Source organism: Gloeocapsa sp. PCC 7428, assembly GCF_000317555.1.
Lineage (GTDB): Bacteria > Cyanobacteriota > Cyanobacteriia > Cyanobacteriales > Chroococcidiopsidaceae > Chroogloeocystis.
On record NC_019745.1, the window covers coordinates 2,613,178 to 2,626,885 of the forward strand.

General features: G+C 45.8%; 10 protein-coding genes. 7 read left to right on the top strand and 3 right to left on the bottom strand.

Translation table 11 applies throughout. The features are described 5' to 3' along the window. Positions 1–99 precede the first annotated feature (99 nt). Entirely contained in the window at positions 100–1,116 is a 1,017-nt protein-coding gene (locus GLO7428_RS11395; protein WP_015188695.1) for an AraC family transcriptional regulator, read from the bottom strand. Between the two features lie 132 nt (positions 1,117–1,248). On the opposite strand from GLO7428_RS11395, the gene mnmH reads away from it, so the two are divergent. The 4 genes from mnmH (at position 1,249) to GLO7428_RS11415 (ending at position 8,323) form a co-directional block, all read left to right on the top strand. Next, a complete protein-coding gene (gene mnmH, locus GLO7428_RS11400; protein ID WP_015188696.1) occupies positions 1,249–2,325 on the top strand; it encodes a tRNA 2-selenouridine(34) synthase MnmH in 1,077 nt (358 codons plus the stop codon). A gap of 147 nt (positions 2,326–2,472) precedes the next feature. Further along, entirely contained in the window at positions 2,473–4,803 is a 2,331-nt protein-coding gene (locus GLO7428_RS11405) for a response regulator (RefSeq protein ID WP_015188697.1), read from the top strand. Continuing rightward, on the top strand, positions 4,800–7,955 hold the full coding sequence (locus GLO7428_RS26040) for a PAS domain S-box protein (RefSeq protein ID WP_015188698.1): 3,156 nt from the start codon (positions 4,800–4,802) through the stop codon (positions 7,953–7,955). The genes GLO7428_RS11405 and GLO7428_RS26040 overlap by 4 nt, the downstream gene beginning before the upstream one ends. Beyond that, positions 7,952–8,323 carry a response regulator gene (locus tag GLO7428_RS11415; protein ID WP_015188699.1) on the top strand — a complete coding sequence of 124 codons (372 nt, stop codon included), beginning with the start codon at positions 7,952–7,954 and terminating at the stop codon, positions 8,321–8,323. The genes GLO7428_RS26040 and GLO7428_RS11415 overlap by 4 nt, the downstream gene beginning before the upstream one ends. On the opposite strand, the gene GLO7428_RS11420 is transcribed toward GLO7428_RS11415, so the two are convergent. Both GLO7428_RS11420 and GLO7428_RS11425 read right to left on the bottom strand, forming a co-directional pair. After that, positions 8,312–8,746: a YidH family protein gene (locus GLO7428_RS11420; RefSeq protein ID WP_015188700.1), complete on the bottom strand. Its 435-nt coding sequence runs from the start codon at positions 8,744–8,746 to the stop codon at positions 8,312–8,314. The two genes, GLO7428_RS11415 and GLO7428_RS11420, sit on opposite strands and share 12 nt — an antisense overlap. Before the next feature lie 6 nt (positions 8,747–8,752). Further along, positions 8,753–9,154: a YidH family protein gene (locus GLO7428_RS11425; RefSeq protein ID WP_015188701.1), complete on the bottom strand. Its 402-nt coding sequence runs from the start codon at positions 9,152–9,154 to the stop codon at positions 8,753–8,755. A 292-nt stretch (positions 9,155–9,446) separates the two neighbouring features. Here GLO7428_RS11425 and GLO7428_RS11430 point away from each other — a divergent pair, with 292 nt between their 5' ends. From GLO7428_RS11430 to GLO7428_RS11440, 3 genes are all read left to right on the top strand, one after another. Further along, positions 9,447–10,946, top strand: a complete 1,500-nt coding sequence (locus tag GLO7428_RS11430; protein WP_015188702.1) for an SLC13 family permease — start codon at positions 9,447–9,449, stop codon at positions 10,944–10,946. A gap of 12 nt (positions 10,947–10,958) precedes the next feature. Continuing rightward, the gene (locus GLO7428_RS11435) at positions 10,959–12,428 is read left to right on the top strand and encodes an ATP-binding protein (protein ID WP_015188703.1); all 1,470 of its coding nucleotides are present in this window, start codon (positions 10,959–10,961) and stop codon (positions 12,426–12,428) included. Positions 12,429–12,537: 109 nt separating this feature from the next. Continuing rightward, positions 12,538–13,692 carry a glycerate kinase gene (locus tag GLO7428_RS11440; RefSeq protein WP_015188704.1) on the top strand — a complete coding sequence of 385 codons (1,155 nt, stop codon included), beginning with the start codon at positions 12,538–12,540 and terminating at the stop codon, positions 13,690–13,692. Positions 13,693–13,708 lie beyond the last annotated feature (16 nt).

The following is a 13,708-nucleotide window of genomic DNA, read 5'->3' on the forward strand; positions in this document are numbered from 1 at the left end:
TGATTCACCATTGCTCCAAACACCAGTAACAGCAACTCTGAGAAACTCTCTCAAGAAGTTTACTGGACGTTGGAGAACGCGAAGCTGTTAGGACGATCGCTAGCCGGAGTTTTTTGCTTGGTTCAAGTAATCTCCTGGATTCACGCCAAACTTGCGGCGAAACGATGCTGCAAAATAACCACGGTTGACAAAACCGACAGCTTTTGCTACCTCTGATACCGTCATTCCTCCGGCTTTTAAATATTGACGCGATCGCTCCATGCGACAATGATGTAAATAACCAAACACTGTTGTCCCAAAGCAGTGGCGAAAGCCAATTTTAAGTTTGCGATCGTTAATACCAACAATCCGCGCCAATTCAATCAACGAAGGCGGATCGTGTAACCGCGCTAGCAGAATCTCTCTAGCATAATGAATGCGTTCAATATCGTCTGAACGTAATACCGACGATTGTGAAATGCGATCGCCTTGCACAAATTGACTAAACTGAAGCGTCAACAATTCTAAAGCTTTTCCTTCCAAATACATCCGCTTGCTCAAGCCTTGGTAGGGACAATGTAAAATTTGATGCAGCACTACTTCCATTTCAGGAGTTGTGATTCCTAAGCGATAGTATGGTTTAATATCACCATTGGCTGCAACTTCCCTTACCTCAGCAGGTAAGTGTGATAACTGTTCGAGTGTCAACCCGTGAAAGAAACTGTAGGGATCTAAGGCGATTTGAAGCCTGATGAGGCGTTGTCCTGATTGCCATGTCTCAGTTTCAGGTATATCTGGAAAACAACTGAGATAATTACGACCAACGACTTCATCGACGCGATCTGTCAAACCGTGCAATGTTGTTCTGACATTACCTGATACAAAAAAGCTTAAGCAGGAATTGGGACAGTTAGAATTTTGTGAGATACAAACAATATCATCTGTCGAATTGTAGTCATATACTCCAATCCATAACCCTTCCCGTAGTGGCATTTGCCAATCGCGCACATTACCTAAATAAGGGAGGTAGCCTTGCTCAACCGTTTCCCATCCATCAGACTGGCAAACAAGGCTACCACTCTGCCTACCTTGTTCCCATAAATCATTCCAATCTTCTTCTGAGAGCGCGATCGCCATATTGATTTTTAATCAAGCTTGATGATGCGAAATTTTATCAACATAATAACCTAGCACTTGACAAATTAAGCACCACTGCCTACTCCCTTCCCTATAAATGGCACAATCAAACAAAAGATCAGTTGATTTGTAATGCCATCTACTCCTGTCTACACTCAGCAGCCTTGGTTAGAAACTTATAGTGAAATTATTGATGTCCGTTCCGAGGGAGAATTCGCCGAAGATCATATTCCTGGCGCGATTAATTTACCCGTATTAAATAATGAAGAACGTGCCGAAGTTGGTACGATATACAAGCAAGTATCTCCATTCACTGCGCGTAAAGTTGGTGCAGCACTCGTTTATCAAAACCTATCTCGACATCTGCGCGAACACTTTGCCGATAAAGAAAAAGATTATCGCCCTTTAGTTTACTGTTGGCGGGGTGGACAACGTTCTAATAGCATGGCTTGGGTACTCGCACAAATTGGGTGGCGCGTGAGTGTCATTGAAGGCGGCTATAAAACTTATCGTGCTTATGTCCGCGAACAATTGGCGAAATTACCGCTTGATTTCACTTATCAAGTTCTCTGTGGTAAGACTGGTAGCGGCAAAACTTATATCTTGCGACAGATGCAGCAGCGTGGCGCGCAAGTTTTGGATTTAGAAAATTTAGCGAATCATCGCGGTTCACTGCTAGGTGAAGAATGGCACGATAAACCGTTGGCGCAACCTTCGCAAAAATATTTTGAATCGCTTTTATTGCAACAACTCCAAAGTTTCGACTCGCGTTTCCCCGTGTGGGTAGAATCAGAAAGCAACAAAATTGGACAAGTTTATGTGCCACAATCACTGTGGTTGAAAATGAAACAAGCAAGCTGTGTGGAAATTCACGTCCCAACCGCAGCACGAGTCGAGTTTCTTTTACAGCAATATCCCCATCTCATTGAACATCCTGATGTCTTGCAAGCTAAATTAGGACATTTGAAAGAACGCTACGGCAAGCAGAAATTATCGCAATGGTATGAGGCGATCGCACAACAAGCGTGGGCGGATCTTTTTCAAGATTTGTTATCGTCGCACTACGACCCGACATATACACATTCGATGCAGCGTGATTTTCACAATGTCAAACAAGAGTTCTCGCTTCCAAATTTGTCGGATAGTAGTATTGCAAAATTACTCGCTTCTTTAACAACCCAAGGCGCAGCACTTGGCTCAAAAAAATAATATAAAATTTCCTGAAAACTTAATAAATTTATATTAAGATTTATCAAGTCTCATTTTGGCTAGTAATAGGTCATTGCCCCTTTTTAACCTGTTACATCAGTTGAAATGTACTGAATCCAAAATTAGTTTGGATGAAAATCATCCTTGATGAAAGTTCTCTTAGTTGAAGACGATCCATCGATTAGCGAGTGTTTCGCGACTACATTAACTGCGCATCGGTATACTGTCGATATTGCTGCCGACGGTCAACTGGGATTTGATCTTGCACTTCAAGGAGAGTATGACATCATTTTGCTCGATGTGATCCTGCCGAAGCTCAATGGTTTGAGTGTTTGCCAACAACTACGTCAACAAGGATGCAAAACTCCAATCTTGATGTTGACAGCAAAAGACACAAACGAAGATGTGATAGCTGGACTCAATGCTGGTGCTGATGACTATATTACAAAACCCTGCGATGCCGAGCATTTTTTAGCGCGAGTTCGTGCGCTGTTGCGTCGTCAGGGAAGTACAACGTTTGCGCCAATTCTGACATGGGGCGAGTTGCATCTCGATCCGACACTGATTCAAGTGACATATCGGCAACAAATTGTTGTTCTCAGTCCCAAAGAATACAGCCTGCTAGAGTTGTTGTTACGCTATCCCCAACGCATTTTTAGCCGTAGCAGTATTATCAATCATCTGTGGTCAATTGATGACTCGCCTACTGATGCTGCTGTGACGAATTTAATCAAAGATCTGCGGCGGAAGTTGAAGACAGCAGGGATGCACGAGGAATTGATCGAAACTGTGTATCGCTTGGGATATCGTTTAAGAACACCACCCAAAAAAGAGTTACAGGCAAAAGTAGAGACAAATTACCAACACGAACAACAAGTTTTACTCGAACAGGTGGCGCAGAATTTTCGGGCTTCGTTGCAACGACGAATTGATGTTCTAGAAACAGCGGTGCGATCGCCAGTCGATCGCCTCAGCCCACTGCAATATCAGCAAATCAAGGCGGAAGCCCATCGCCTAGCCGGTGGATTAGGGACATTTGGCTATGCTAAAGGTTCAGATTTAGCCCGCGCGATCGAACATTTACTGATCGCGGGTGATTGGGAAGCAAAACAACAGCAGCAGTTTTCTCAGCTTTTAACTCAACTCAAGCAAGAAATTGCGCATCCACCCATCGCCTCACTCTCAACGGCAACACCTTTAGTGTTAGCGATCGCTGACGATGATGCCTTGATCCAACAATTGCAGCAAATCGCACCTCATCGCGGCTGGCGAGTTGAAGTTATCCACAATCGCGCAGATGTGTTGCATCGCACAGAAAATGCTCCTAGCGTCATTTTTATGAGTCTGTATCATGCGGTACCCGATCGCGGGTTAATACTGCTGCAAGAATTAAAAATCCAGTTTCCCACCGTACCAATCGTCATTCTGACAACACAAGACAGTTTAGATAGTCGAGTCGCAGTAGCGCGCTTAGGAGTCAGTCGGTATGTTGTGCAACCTGTGACAGCCAATGAGATTTTTGATGCGATCGCGCAAGTCTCGCCGCAAATAACACTCACCGATGCTAAAGTCATGATTGTCGATGATGACCCCTTCGCATTGCAGACATTAACCACACTATTGCAACCTTGGGGGCTACAAATTACCGTACTGAGTCAACCCGAACATTTTTGGCAAGTTCTTACTTCTACGGTTCCCGACGTGCTGCTGTTGGATCTAGAAATGCCTACGTATAATGGACTTGAATTGTGTCGCGTCGTGCGACAAGATGCTAGCTACAGTGATATCCCGATTTTAGTCGTAACCGCGCATACTGATATTACCTCGATTCAACAAGTTTTCGCCGCAGGAGCCGATGACTTTATTGCCAAACCGATCGCCGGTCCTGAACTTGTCACGCGCACGCTTGCGCGTATCGAGCGATCGCGCATTCAGCGACAACTGTTACAGTACCAACAACAAGCGCAAACTCACCAAAAAGCAACCATCGATGCATTAACGCAAGCTGCAAATCGTCGTTATTTTGAAGAATTTCTCCACCGTGAATGGCAACGCTTAGCACGCGCACAAGCCCCGCTGAGTTTAATTTTGTACGATATCGATCATTTCAAATCTTACAACGATATTCACGGCTATCCAGCAGGCGATGCGTGTTTGCAACAAGTGACTCAGATTGTGCGCAACTGTATTCGCCTAGACCGCGACCTGATTGCGCGTTGTGGCGGCGATGAATTTGCGATTGTCCTCGCAGAAACGAGTCTCGAACAAGCCTTACAAGTTGCCCAACGCATTCAAAGCGCGATCGCTCAGGTACAGATTCCCCATCATGCACAGCAATATATCACAATTAGCCTCGGTATTAGTGGGACAATTCCCCAAAATAATACCTTTCCTCAAAATTTAATTGCAATTGCGACTCAAGCACTTTATGCTGCAAAAGCAAGGGGTCGCAACACATATTGTTTATATCCACTATGAAGGAATCGTCCGCTCCACCGCATTACTTGCAGCAACACCTCGCCAAAATTCCGCTTGGAATACTGTTGAGTGTGCCATTCCTTCTGCAAATTTTCGGTTGTCTCAGAGCAGTACGCGATTTCTCGGAGGATAGCGAACCACAAGCCATCAATGTCATAGAATATCACACATATCAACAATTCGATGATTTGTCAAGTAAAGCATTAGCAGCAAGTCGCGATCCTCTGACTGTTATTAGCAATCATCTAGAGAAGATTCAACATCGCGATTTCTATGGGCAGCAGTGGCAATACGGTTTTGCCTCTTTCAAGTTTAGAAGTGCTGATATCGCGATTCATGCCTACAACGCACAGAATTTGAATACTGCATCGCAACTAGACAAACGATTTATCTATTCATTGACCGATCGAAGTCAGCAAGTGCAACTCAAACACGCGATCGCAACGCACTCTATAGAAACATCAGTAGATTTTCTGCATCCATCCTTTGTAAATAAACTCGCCGCCAAACAATCGCTGTCCACCTCCACCGACTTACTGTTCAATCTCGTATTGCGAGTGTGCGTAAGCACAATTGGTTTAACAAGTTTTCAAGGAAGTCTTCGGGCATCCGTGATTCATGCTTTGATCCGCACTCTTCTTTACCGAGATAAATCTGATTTGGATAGCGTCAGCTTAATTACACCAGAATCGGAATTGAGGAGAGATATCAATAACCAACAACTGCAAATCTTAGCAGGTTGTTGTCTTACCGTCGTCCTCGCATTAGTCGCATGGCTACTGATAACCCGCAGGCTGATCAAACCAAGGCGGTACTTATCAAAAATAGAAGCAAGCGCTTACAATCAGTTTGCGCAAGTTGCCACACCGCGAATTGATGTCACACAACTCATTAACGCCTTGCCACAGATTAATCGCGTAATTCTACCACTAGAACCGCGCGATCGCCTGCAAAATTTAACCAACGCGTTACCAGGAATTATTTACACGGCGATTATCGAACCTGACGGCTTGATGCACTTTAAATACATCAATCAAGCAACAGAAACTTTTTATGAAATCAGCGCGCAAGAGTTTTTGGCGCAACCAAACCGTATCATACTCGCGCAAATGCATCCAGAGGATCGCACAGGATTTCTCAAACAGTTGGCGCACCAGCGGCAAACACTTGCAACTTTTACGTATGAGTGGCGTAGTATTACACCTTCTGGTAAGCTTATGTGGTTGCGTGCCACAGCACAACCTCAAAAACGGGAAGGCAATACCTACTGGCACGGCATGATCCTGGATATTAGCGATCTCAAGCAACGCGAACAAGCACTGCAAGCATCTTACGCGCAACTTAATGATATTCTCAACTCTGCCGGAGTTTCCATTGCGCAATTGCGCTTTTACTCCGATCAAACTTTTGATGCTGACTATCGCACGGCTGGTTGTACCGCTGTCACTGGCTACACTCCAGAAGAATTGACTGCACAATTATGGGCATCGCGAATTCCCGCAGAAGATTTGCAAGCGATCTCAGCACAAGCATTTGCAGGTGTCAGCCAAGAACAGCCAGTTACTGTTGAGTATCGCTTTCGGCGTAAAGATGGTTCACAATGCTGGATCGCAGATATCTTAACTTCTCGCTGGGATGAAACCGCAGGTCACTGGCAAGTCACTGCGGTAGGAGTTGATATAACTGATCGCAAAAACGTTGAGACAGCTTTACATCAAAGTGAAGCACTTAATCGCGCGATTCTAAAGACATTGCCAGATTTGATCGTGCGGATGCATCAAGATGGAACGTATCTCGATGTCAAGCCAACTACCGCATTTCCGATTTTGACCTCACCGAACTTGATTGGCTCAAATATTCGTGATGTGCTACCGCCAGACACAGCGCAACAAAGACTCGCAGCCGCTGCTACAGCTTTGTCTACAAAGCAAATGCAGGTTTACGAGTTTCCGCTTGTCGTTGCGGGACAATGGCTTTGGCAAGAAGCCAGAGTGATGCCACTTACTACCGATGAGGTGTTGATTGTTATTCGCGATCTCACACAACGCAAACAAGCCGAACAAGCACTACAAGAAAACGAACAACAGTTTCGCCAAGCTTTTGATGATGCACCGATTGGGATGGCATTGATTTTAATAACCGGAGAATTTCGCCAGGTTAATCGGTCGCTGTGTGAAATTGTCGGCTATGCTGAAGCCGAATTACTCGCGTTGACGATCGCAGACATTACGCATCCTGACGATCGCCAAACAGATACAGAGTATAGACAACAACTATTAGCAGGTACGCTGCGCTGCTACGAAATTGAAAAAAGGTACGTGCGCAAGCAGGGCGATATTGTCCAGACACTGTTAAACGTATCGCTGGTGAAAGATGCTGCACAACAACCGCTGTATTTTATTGCTCAAATCCTCAATGTGAGCGATCGCTACGAAATTGCACGGATGAAAGATGAATTCATCGCGATTGTCAGTCACGAACTACGCACGCCACTTACGGCAATTCGCGGATCTTTAGGAATTTTGGCAACGGGTGTTTTGGATGACGAACCGCTCAAAGTTCAAGAATTGCTACAAATTGCGCTCAACAACAGCGATCGCCTGATGCGGCTAGTCGATGATATTCTCAATTTGGAACGGTTAGAATCAGGCAAAATCCCCTTAACGCTCGAATCATGTGAAGTTGGCGATCTTATTCAACAAGCGATCGCCTGTACAGCCACAATCGCCGATGCAGCAAATATTAAAATTTCGACGCTGTTCCCAACAATTCAAATCCAGGTAGCCAGCGATGCGATCGTGCAGACCTTGACAAATTTGCTAAGTAATGCTATCAAGTTCTCACCGTCAGAGAGTACGGTGTGGTTAAATGCCGAAGTGCGCGACAACGACGACACAGCCACATCTACACCTTATATCCTCTTTAGCGTGAAAGACCAAGGACGCGGTATTCCTGCTGACAAAATTGAATCCATTTTCCGACGCTTTCAGCAGGTAGATATTTCAGATTCTCGTCAAAAAAGAGGTACTGGGCTGGGTTTGGCAATCTGCAAAAGCATTGTTCAGCAACACGGCGGGCAGATTTGGGTAAAAAGTCAGCAAGGTGTTGGCAGTACGTTTTATTTCACACTTCCGATCGCGCAGCCAGAATGACAAAACGTATCTTAATCGTAGATGACGACGAAGACATCTGCAAAGTTGTGCAAGTTTCTTTAGAAAAGTTTGCTGGCTGGACAACTATTGTTGCGGAGTCTGGGCAAGAAGGGTTATGTCTAGCGAAGACACAACCTCTAGACGCGATTCTGCTTGATGTCTCGATGCCTGATATTGATGGTGTTCAATTGTTTACGCAGCTGCAAGCAGATGCAACGACGCGATCAATTCCGGTCATACTGCTGACGGCTAAAATATTACCAAGCGATCGCCAACGCTTTGCGCAAATGTCTGTTGCTGGTGTCATCACCAAGCCGTTTAATCCGCTGACTATTTGGACTCAGATCGCCGCAATTTTAGGCTGGTAATAAAACCGCCCGTGCGACAGAAAGAAGCACAGTGCTAGTAAAAATCGCTACAATCGCGATCAAACCAAATAATACGATCGCTGTAATGACAAACACTGTTGAAGTATGAATCGGTCGATACAAATAGTCAGGTTGTGAAATTGACTGAACATCTTTGATATAGCTAATAATTGCTAGAATCAACAAAAATATTCCTAACGCGATCGCACCCAAGCCAATTATCTGAGCTATCCGTGCATTCAGTGCGGTATCATTGCGAGCAAATGTCTGATTTACCGCGTTGAAAATGCGCTCGAACGCAATCCCAAAACCAATCAGCGTTAAACAATTTTGAATCCAACCGATCAACGTTCGTTCAGCCGCAGCCCGATTGCGCTGTTTCGCTAGTTCGTTGGTAATATTTCTTGGCTGCTGAGAATTCATAACATTTTAGAACAAAATACCGATAAACGCGATCGCACCGATACCAACAAGCGCGATCGCGACAGTTAACCCTAAAGATCGACGCGGCGTATAAAGATAATCTTCCTCGCGTTGGATGCGTGCAAGTTCTTGTCGATGCTCGATGGATGCCACAATCATCGCATACGTTCCTAAGGCAACAAAAGCCAAACCAAGAATTCGTGAAAACCTTACAGGATTGAAGTCTCCAGCAACTTGCAAGCTGCGAATCGCACTAACGATGCGATCGATCCCAAACCCAAAGCTAATCAAAGCCAGACAAGTCCGAATCCATGCCATGAGCGTACGTTCAGCCGCAGCGCGGTTGCGTTCTTTAGCCAGTTCAGCTTGAATATTCGGTACTTTGCGCGCCGGAAGCGGGTCATTCATAGCAGGGGTCAGGGGTCAGAGGTCTGAGGTCAGGGTTAAATTCCCCTCAGGGAAATCGCTATGAGCTTTTATATTGACTAGGACTATAAAACCAAATTTAGCCTGAGCGGTCATAAAAAGTTAAATAACTCAGTTTAAAGATAGATTATTTTTCAATTAATAAAAGGTTAAAAGTATTTCAAGTAACTTAATACACTGAGTTAATTAAATCACATATTTAGCAAAAAATGGAGAGCTAATCCTGCCAATTTTTAGCGACAAAAGCTGTTGTAGAGCGTCAACCAGGAAAAAGATGAGTAAAGCTGCTACAAAAACAACACGCCTTCCAGGAAAAGCAACTACCAGTATTTGGTCGCAGTTTGAAGCGAAGCGATCGCCGCTGCGAAAACCCATACGCCCAGGAAAATTTAGTTGGGTATTAGACACAGTAATTCCACTGAGTTTAACTATCGTTGCTGGTATTGCAGTCCTGTTACCAACTCATATAGAGTACCCAGCCCGCTTATCTTTATTTGCGTTCGCTCTAGCAGTTATTCTTTGGTCAACAACATCGCTGAACGCCGCATACGTTGCACTCGCCGCCATGATGCTACTGATTTTGTTTGGTGGCATTTCCCAAGAACAACTTTACGAAGCGCTGGCATCTGACGTTATTTGGCTGATGATCGGTGCTTTTATTTTAGGGGGAGCAGTGCAGCAAACAGGCTTAGCTGCCAGATTAACACAGCTTGTGGTAGCAAGAGCGCAAAGTGTGGGCAGTATGTTTTGGTTGATGACAACAATGCTCATTCCGCTATCCTTTTTTATTCCTTCCACCTCTGGCAGAGCAGCGGTTGTGATTCCAGTTTTTCGCAGTATTGCAAGTGCTGCTGGCGATCGCCGCATTACACGTGGTTTAGCCTTGCTCATGCCCACAGTGATTTTAGTTTCCACAATTGCAACGCTCATCGGCGCAGGTTCGCACCTGATTGCGAATGACTTACTCAACCAAATTGCTGGAGTACGCTTATCGTTTGCGCAATGGGTACTTTACGGTTTGCCGTTTGGAGTTGTCGCGAGTTATCTCTCGTGCTGGGTGATTATGCGGTTGTTTCTCGACGAGAAACGTCTCAGCCGCCGCTTGCAAGTGCCACTTGCCAAACGTAAACCTTTATCGCAGAAAGAATGGGTGACTTTAATTGTTGTTGCCATTATGGTCGCTCTATGGCTAACCGAAAGCTGGCACGGATTTGAAATTGCAACTGTCACCGTCATCGGTGCGTTGATCTTAACTGCTCCTAGTGTCGGGGTATTAAAATGGCAAGAAGGACTTAAAGCGGTTTCTTGGAACTTAATTATTTTTGTCGGTGCTGCCTTAATTCTAGGACGCGCCTTGATTGATACAGGTGCAGCCCAGTGGATTATCAATCAACTTTTTAACCTGAGTGGTATTGTAGGTGCAGAGTCACGGTTACTGATTCTAGTCGTACTCACCTTAATTTCGCTGACTTCGCATATTTATATGACATCGCATACCGCGAGGGCAGTTGCACTTGTACCTGCTGTATTGTATCTCGCAAGCAGCTTGCAACTCAATCCAGCGGCGGTGTTGTTTATCAGCACAGTGGGTATGGACTACTGTCTGACGTTTCCCGTGAGTTCTAAAGCGTTGTTGATGTTTCAAGAACTCGAAGGCGAAACCTACAAACCAACCGATTTACTGCGCTTGAGTTCAGTCATGCTGTTGATTCACTTTGGATTAATGGTGCTGTTCTACTACGCCTATTGGCGCTGGATTGGTTTAAGTCTGTAAGCAATACGATCTATGAACCTACGACAGAAACTGTTAACGACATTTGGCGGACTCGCGTTACTTACCTTCGTCTCATCTGGTGTAACACTATGGACGATCGCTCAGTGGCGAGTCAGTAGCGAACAGCTGCAAAGCCATTACCAACGCAGCTTACTTTTGCAGCGCGTACGAGCAAGTGCTTTTCGTGCAATTAAAGAAGTACCCGATGCGATTACAGGCAACGATCCTGATGCACGTCAAGAATTTGAAACATTCCTTCAACCAATCGAGCAAGATTTTCAAGAATGGTCGGCGTTAGCTGACACTGAAGCAGAACAGCAGCAAGTACAGCAAGTTCGTCAAGCCTACGAGGTGCTAGTCCAAAATGCGCGCAGAGTGTTTGATTTGGTAGACGTTGGGCGGATTTCTGAAGCGTTGCAGTTAGCAGAAGAACCCCTCGAAGGAGATAACTTCGCCTCGTTTCAGACATTGACAGAACAAGCCGTCGCCTCCGATCAACAAAATCGTCAGATCGTTAATGCGCAGGTGCAGAATACACGACAAACCGCACAAATCGCACTAGCGATCGCTGCTTTTGGGGCAATTTCGCTCATCCTCCTGCTTGCCGCCTATTTAGCTTCTGATTTGTTCGCACCTTTACGCGAAGTCGAACACGCCCTCGATGACGTATCGCGGGGTGATTTTCAGCGGCGCTTAGAAATCGAACGCGACGACGAACTGGGGGCAATTAGTCATGCTTTCAATCGCATGGTAGAAGCCGTGCAGCAGCGTCAACAAGTCGTCGGGTTGGCGGCGGTGAGTACTCCTGACGGTGATGGCGTCGCCGTCGATTGGCAAAATCTACCAGCCAGAGTAACGCTACATCGCTTGGTCACGCAGTTGCGATCGCGCGTGACACAACTTAACCAAAACGGTGTTCATGACGGAAACGGTCAAGTTCTCACCGAACAAAAGCAAGCTGTCGTCGATCAACTCGATCTTTTACTACAATCGGTTTCTCGAATTACCGAATTTGGTTTTCCTCTCGACCTTAATCTGGCACGCACCGATATCCGAGCATTACTTTACGAAGTGCTACAGCGCTTCCAAGCAGAGTTTGTCGAACAAGCCATTAGTATCGAAGTCGATATTGCCCCAGAAGTCAGCTATGTCGTCGTCGATCGCCTCAAGCTACGCGAGGCGCTGAGTGAGTTAGTGCGCAACGCGATCGCGGCATTGCCAGAAAAAGGCGGTCGCATCGGATTGCGTACCAGCATTAGTCCTGATGGCACCGAGTTAGAGATTGAAGTCGCAGACAACGGTAAGGGCATTAAGCAGTCATTGATTGAAAGATCGTTTTCCCTAGCCGCACAAGGAAAGCAGTCTGGCGTAGGGTTAGCCCTCACCAAGTCAATTATCGAGCAGCACGGCGGTGAAATCGCAATTACAGGTGAACCAGGTCAAGGTACGTACGTACAGATTCGATTACCGTTACGCGAATAGGGGCAAGACAATGCCCCACCCATAATTTGGATGCAGATCCGCAGGGGCAAGGCAATACCTTGCCCTCACCCAAAAACGTATTAATTTTTACCCGCAGGAGATTCAAAATATGAGTCTACGAATATTAATCGCCCCCTCTGGATTCAAAGAAAGTTTAGAAGCCGATCAAGTTGCTGATTGCATCGCCACTGGTGTTTTACGCGCCTTACCCGATGCGGAAATTCAGAAAGCACCCTTAGTCGATGGCGGCGAAGGTTTTACCAAAGCACTCGTCGCTGCGACTGACGGTACGCTACACAACATAACTGTAACTGGACCTGTAGGACAACCTGTCGCCTCTCATTTTGGGTTTCTCGGTAACACTCAAGTCAAAACAGCAGTGCTAGAAATGGCGGCGGCGGCTGGATTACGCTTAGTACCACCAGAAGTCCGCAATCCCCTCATCACAACGACTTACGGTGTCGGAGAACTCATTAAAGCCGCACTCGATCGCGGTGCAGAACGTATTCTTATTGGTTGTGGTGATTCGGGTACGAATGACGGCGGTGCAGGAATGGCACAAGCTTTAGGAATCCATTTTCTCGATGCTGATGGTCAGGAATTAGGAAAAGGTGGTGGCGAACTTGCCAAGTTGCAACGCATTGATTTACGCGATCGCGATCCGCGTTTGGAACAGGTCAAAATCGATGTTGCGTGTAATTGGCACAATGTTTTGTGTGGCGCTAAAGGCGTCGCCCGCGTATTTGGTCCGCAAAAAGGTGCATCGCCGGAGATTGTCGAGCAATTAGCCCAAGCCCTTGATAATTATGCTGCGGTGATTGAAAGCGAAATGGGCATTGACGTCCGAGAAATGCCTGGAAGTGGTGCATCGGGTGGTTTAGGAACTGGATTGCACGTATTTTTAGGTGCTACACTTCACCCGCGTTATGACATTGTGATGCAGTACTTAGAACTTGATAGTTTACTTCAAGAAGCCGATTTAGTAATTACGGCGGAAGGTAGTATTGACTTTCAAACTCCACGCGGCAAAATTCCCGCAGAAGTTGCCCGACGTGCTAAAAATTACCAACTGCCCGTGATTGCTTTAGCAGGGACAATTGGTAAAGATGCAACAGTAAATTTAGAGCATGGCATTGATTCGTTTGAGAGCATTTTAGAGGCACCGTGTACGCTCAAAGATGCGATCGCACAAGCTCCTGAATTAGTCATAAATGCGGCTGAGCGCACTATGCGTTTACTACTCGTAGGGCAGCATCTTAAGTAGTATTGCCCTACTATTG

Excerpts from the sequence above, each read along its gene's own strand:
- GLO7428_RS11435 (WP_015188703.1), top strand. The coding sequence starts at position 10,959 with ATGAACCTACGACAGAAACTGTTAACGACATTTGGCGGACTCGCGTTA.
- GLO7428_RS11415 (WP_015188699.1), top strand. The coding sequence starts at position 7,952 with ATGACAAAACGTATCTTAATCGTAGATGACGACGAAGACATCTGCAAA.
- GLO7428_RS11425 (WP_015188701.1), bottom strand. The coding sequence starts at position 9,154 with ATGAATGACCCGCTTCCGGCGCGCAAAGTACCGAATATTCAAGCTGAA.
- GLO7428_RS11395 (WP_015188695.1), bottom strand. The coding sequence starts at position 1,116 with ATGGCGATCGCGCTCTCAGAAGAAGATTGGAATGATTTATGGGAACAA.
- GLO7428_RS26040 (WP_015188698.1), top strand. The coding sequence starts at position 4,800 with ATGAAGGAATCGTCCGCTCCACCGCATTACTTGCAGCAACACCTCGCC.
- GLO7428_RS11420 (WP_015188700.1), bottom strand. The coding sequence starts at position 8,746 with ATGAATTCTCAGCAGCCAAGAAATATTACCAACGAACTAGCGAAACAG.
- GLO7428_RS11430 (WP_015188702.1), top strand. The coding sequence starts at position 9,447 with ATGAGTAAAGCTGCTACAAAAACAACACGCCTTCCAGGAAAAGCAACT.
- GLO7428_RS11405 (WP_015188697.1), top strand. The coding sequence starts at position 2,473 with ATGAAAGTTCTCTTAGTTGAAGACGATCCATCGATTAGCGAGTGTTTC.
- mnmH (WP_015188696.1), top strand. The coding sequence starts at position 1,249 with ATGCCATCTACTCCTGTCTACACTCAGCAGCCTTGGTTAGAAACTTAT.
- GLO7428_RS11440 (WP_015188704.1), top strand. The coding sequence starts at position 12,538 with ATGAGTCTACGAATATTAATCGCCCCCTCTGGATTCAAAGAAAGTTTA.